Source organism: Hydrogenophaga sp., assembly GCF_051007235.1.
Classification (GTDB): Bacteria; Pseudomonadota; Gammaproteobacteria; order Burkholderiales; family Burkholderiaceae_C; genus Hydrogenophaga.
Genome location: NZ_JBPCSJ010000408.1, coordinates 1 through 3,893, shown reverse-complemented (window position 1 = coordinate 3,893; position 3,893 = coordinate 1). Strand labels below are relative to the sequence as shown.

The window sequence follows — 3,893 nt, the reverse complement described above, 5'->3', positions numbered from 1 at the left end:
ACACCCTGATGGACTACTTCCTGCCCACCGCCGTGGAAACACCGAAGTGGGAGACCGACTTCACCGTCACGCCCAGCCCCCACCACCCCATCGGCGCCAAGGGCGTGGCCGAGTCGCCGCACGTGGGGAGCATTCCCACCTTCACCTCGGCGGTGGTCGATGCGTTCTCGCACATCGGTGTGACGCACATGGACATGCCGCACACGTCGTTCCGCGTCTGGAAAGAACTCAAGGCCCGCGGCCTCAACCTCTGATCGGCAACACAAGATGGAAGTCAAACTCGACAAACGTTATCCGCTCGACGTGGACCCGGCCCGTGCCTGGGCCATCCTGGGCGACCTCAAGGCCGTGGCCGGCTGCATGCCCGGCGCCGAGCTGACCGAGCAGTTGTCCGACACCTCGTACAAAGGCGGCGTCAAGGTCAAGGTCGGCCCGGCCGTGGCCCAGTTCGGTGGCCAGGTCGACGTGCTGGAAAAGGACGAGGCCGGTCGCAAGATGGTGCTGCGCGGCAAGGGCGCAGACAAGGGCGGCTCGTCCGCGTCCATGGACCTGAGCGCGACCATCGAAGCCGACCCCGCCAACCCGGCGGCCAGCGTGCTGCACGGCGACGCGGCCGTCATCGTCAACGGCAAGTTCGCCCAGTTCGGTGGCCGCATGATGGTGCAGGTGTCCGACATGATCCTGGTGCAGTTCGTGGAGAACTTCCGCCAGGCCGCGCTGGCGCTGCCGGCGCCGGCGTCGCAGGCCATCGCCCAAGATGATGCGGTGGCGTTCGGCGGCGGTGAAGCTGCCGCAACGACCGCGGCACCGGCCGTGGCCGAACCCGCTCCCCGCGCCGCGCCACCGGTGGCCCAGGAAATCAACGGCCTGGCCATCGTGTGGGTGCTGATCAAGAACTGGTGGCTCGGCCTGTTCGGAAAAAAAGCGTGACCCCCCGCGCCGCTGCGCGTCACCCCCCAGGGGGCGGCACCAGCCGTCTGGCAAAGCCAGCCCGGCGGTGCCACTGGGCTGAGGGTGCGGCGTGCGGTGCGGAATACGCGCCGGAGAACGGTTTCTGACATGAACACAAGTACCTCACGCATGAATGCCGACCGCGAGCTGCGCGAGCAACTGCAGCAGGTGGGTTACCTCGCCGACGCCGACTTGGCCACCACGGTGTGGCTGGCCGGTGAGCTGCAGCGGCCGCTGCTGCTGGACGGCGATGCGGGGGTGGGGAAGACGGCGCTGGCCACCGCGCTGGCGCAGGCCCAGGGGGCTGTGCTGGTGCGGCTGCAGTGTTTCGAGGGCCTGGACCTGGCGCAGGCGGCCTACGAGTGGAACTACGGCCGCCAGCTGATGGCGATCCGCCTGCACGACGGGCAGCCCGGCACGGTCAAAGAGTCCGACGTCTTCAGCCGCGACTTTTTGCTGGAGCGGCCGCTGCTCAAGGCGATCAGCCAGGACGGGCCCTGCGTGCTGCTGATCGACGAAATCGACCGCGCCGACGAGGCCTTCGAAGCCTTCCTGCTGGAGGTGCTGGCCGAGTACCAGATCACCGTGCCCGAGATCGGCACGCTGCGCGCGCGCCACATCCCGCGCGTGATCCTGACCAGCAACGGCACCCGCGAGCTGTCGGACGCGCTGCGCCGCCGCTGCCTGTACCACCACCTCGACTACCCGACGCTGGCTCGCGAGATCGCCATCGTGAAAACCGCCCTGCCCGCGGCCGACACCCGGCTGGTGGAAGAGGCGGTGCAGTTCGTGCAGCGTCTGCGCCACGAAGACCTGAGCAAGATCCCTGGCATCGCCGAAACGTTGGACTGGGTCAACGCGCTGCACCGGATGCACCACCACACCCTGCCCGAGGACATGGCGGTGCTGCTGACCACGCTGGGCTGCCTGCTCAAGACGCGCGAAGACCGCTTCGTGCTCGGCGCCGACCGTGCGCGCCAGCTGATCGAAGGCCGGCGCACCGTGGGCGTGGCCGAAAAGGCCCCCGCCAACGCCGCCGCGACATGAACCACGCGCCCGCGCTCGCCCCTAGCGAAACGCTCTCCGGTTTCGCAGCCCTGCTGCGCGACCACGGGCTGACGGTGGGTGTGGCCGAGCAGCAGGCCATGTTGCAGGCCGCGCTGGCGCTGGGCGCACTGAACGGCGCGCGCCTGAACGCGGCCTGGCGCGCCATCGCCTGCCACAGCGCGCGCGAATGGCGGCTCTGGCCCGACCTGTTCGACCGCTACTGGCACCCCGAGCGGGTGCGTGGCTCGGTGCGCGTGAGCGGGCAGACGCGACCGTCGCGCGACCTGCGCCAGTCGGTGCAGCAGATGCGCGAACAGATGGATGCGGCGCAACAACCGCCCACACCGGCGAAGTCCGCCCCGCAGAGCGCAGCCGACGCACCACAGGCCGGCGCGGGCGACAGCGAGGCCGGCAGCCCGCGCGCCATGGGCGGCGCCAGCCGCAGCGCGCCACAGATGGAAGCCCTGCACCAGCGCGATGGCCAGATGTGGCTGCCACAGGAGCTGGGCACGCTGCAGCGCCTGGCGCGCCAGATCACCGCGCAACTGCGCCCGCTGCCCACGCGGCGCTGGCGCGGCGTGCACCGCGGCCAGCGGCTGGACCTGCGCCAGACCTTGCGCCGCAGCGTGGCCTGGGGCGGCGAGCCGCTGGCACCCGCCTGGCAGGTGCGGCGCGAGGAGCCGCCGCGCCTGTTCATCCTGGCCGACGTGAGCCGATCGATGGAAGCGCACGCCGCGCTGTTCCTGCGTGTCGCGCGGGCCTTTGCGATGGAAGCGCAGGCCCGCGTGTTCGTGTTCCACACCCGGCTGGCCGAGGTCACGCCGCTGATGCAGCGGGACTCGGCCACGGTACAGGAAAAGATCAACGCGGTGACCGCCGGCTTCGGCGCCGGCACCCGCATCGCCGCCAGCCTGCAGGACTTTGCCCGCACCCATGCCCGCGCCCAGCTGCGGCGCGGCGCCCGCGTGTGGGTGATGTCCGACGGCTTCGACACCGACGCACCCGAACAGCTGGCCGAGGCGCTGCAGGCGCTGCGCGGCCGCGGCGCGCGCATCACCTGGTTCCACCCCACGCGCGGCGTGCCCGCCGCTGCTGCGGTGCAGGGCGCGCGCACACACATCCACCGCTTCGTGCCGCTGGCCAGCCTGGCCGACCTGGCGGCAGCCAAGCCCCTGCTGTACTGAAGGAGACACACCATGAACCGCCACCAATGGATCGCCGACGCCGCCCGGCTGCAGGCTGAAGACCGGCCCTTCGCGCTGGTGACGGTGCTGCGCGCGCAGGCGCCCACCTCGGCCAAGGCCGGCGACAAGGCGCTGGTCACGGCGGACGGCCAGATCCACGGCTGGATCGGCGGCGGCTGCGCGCAACCGGCGGTGGTCAAGACCGTGCGCCAGGCGCTGGCCAGCGGCCAGCCGCAAAGCATCCGCATCGCGCCCACCGACGAAACCGCCGAGCGCACGCTGGGCGATGTGCTGGAGTTCGGCATGGCCTGCCACTCGGGCGGCACGCTGGAGCTGTTCATCGATCCCGTGCTGCCGGCCCCTCAGCTGGTGGTGTTCGGCGACTCGCCGGTGGCGCGCGCGCTGACCGGGCTGGCCCCGCGCATCGGCCTGCAGACGGTACTGGTGGCCGACGGCGCGCTGGCCAGCGACTTCCCCGATGCGGCGCGGGTGGTCGGCAGCGACCGCAGCGAGGCGGTGGCGCAGGCCCTGCCGGCCGGCGGCCTGGTGGTCGTGGCCACGCAGGGCCGGCGCGACCTGCAGGCCTTGCGCGCGGCGCTGGCGCTGCAGCCGCAGACCCTGTGGTTCGTGGCCAGCGAACGCAAGGCCGGCGTGCTGCGCGAGAGCCTGGTGGGCGCGGGCGAAGACCCGGCCCGGGTGGCCGCCATCGTG

Annotated in this window: 4 protein-coding genes and 1 pseudogene; all 5 read left to right on the top strand. The window is 71.6% G+C overall.

All coding sequences use genetic code 11. The annotated features are described in order from the left end of the window. A pseudogene (locus tag ACR2JA_RS14535) lies at window positions 1-254 on the top strand (aerobic carbon-monoxide dehydrogenase large subunit); the annotation flags it as partial. Between the two features lie 13 nt (window positions 255-267). Next, entirely contained in the window at window positions 268-930 is a 663-nt protein-coding gene (locus ACR2JA_RS14530; protein ID WP_434009793.1) for an SRPBCC family protein, read from the top strand. 129 nt (window positions 931-1,059) lie between these two features. Further along, window positions 1,060-1,998 carry an AAA family ATPase gene (locus ACR2JA_RS14525; protein ID WP_434009792.1) on the top strand — a complete coding sequence of 313 codons (939 nt, stop codon included), beginning with the start codon at window positions 1,060-1,062 and terminating at the stop codon, window positions 1,996-1,998. Next, a complete protein-coding gene (locus ACR2JA_RS14520; RefSeq protein ID WP_434009791.1) occupies window positions 1,995-3,182 on the top strand; it encodes a VWA domain-containing protein in 1,188 nt (395 codons plus the stop codon). The genes ACR2JA_RS14525 and ACR2JA_RS14520 overlap by 4 nt, the downstream gene beginning before the upstream one ends. Window positions 3,183-3,194: 12 nt before the next feature. Next, window positions 3,195-3,893, top strand: a 699-nt coding sequence (locus ACR2JA_RS14515; RefSeq protein ID WP_434009790.1) for an XdhC family protein, incomplete at its 3' end; no start/stop codon positions are given.

Bases quoted from the DNA above. Each gene is read 5' to 3' on its own strand.
- ACR2JA_RS14530 (WP_434009793.1), top strand. From the start codon at position 268: ATGGAAGTCAAACTCGACAAACGTTATCCGCTCGACGTGGACCCGGCC.
- ACR2JA_RS14525 (WP_434009792.1), top strand. From the start codon at position 1,060: ATGAACACAAGTACCTCACGCATGAATGCCGACCGCGAGCTGCGCGAG.
- ACR2JA_RS14520 (WP_434009791.1), top strand. From the start codon at position 1,995: ATGAACCACGCGCCCGCGCTCGCCCCTAGCGAAACGCTCTCCGGTTTC.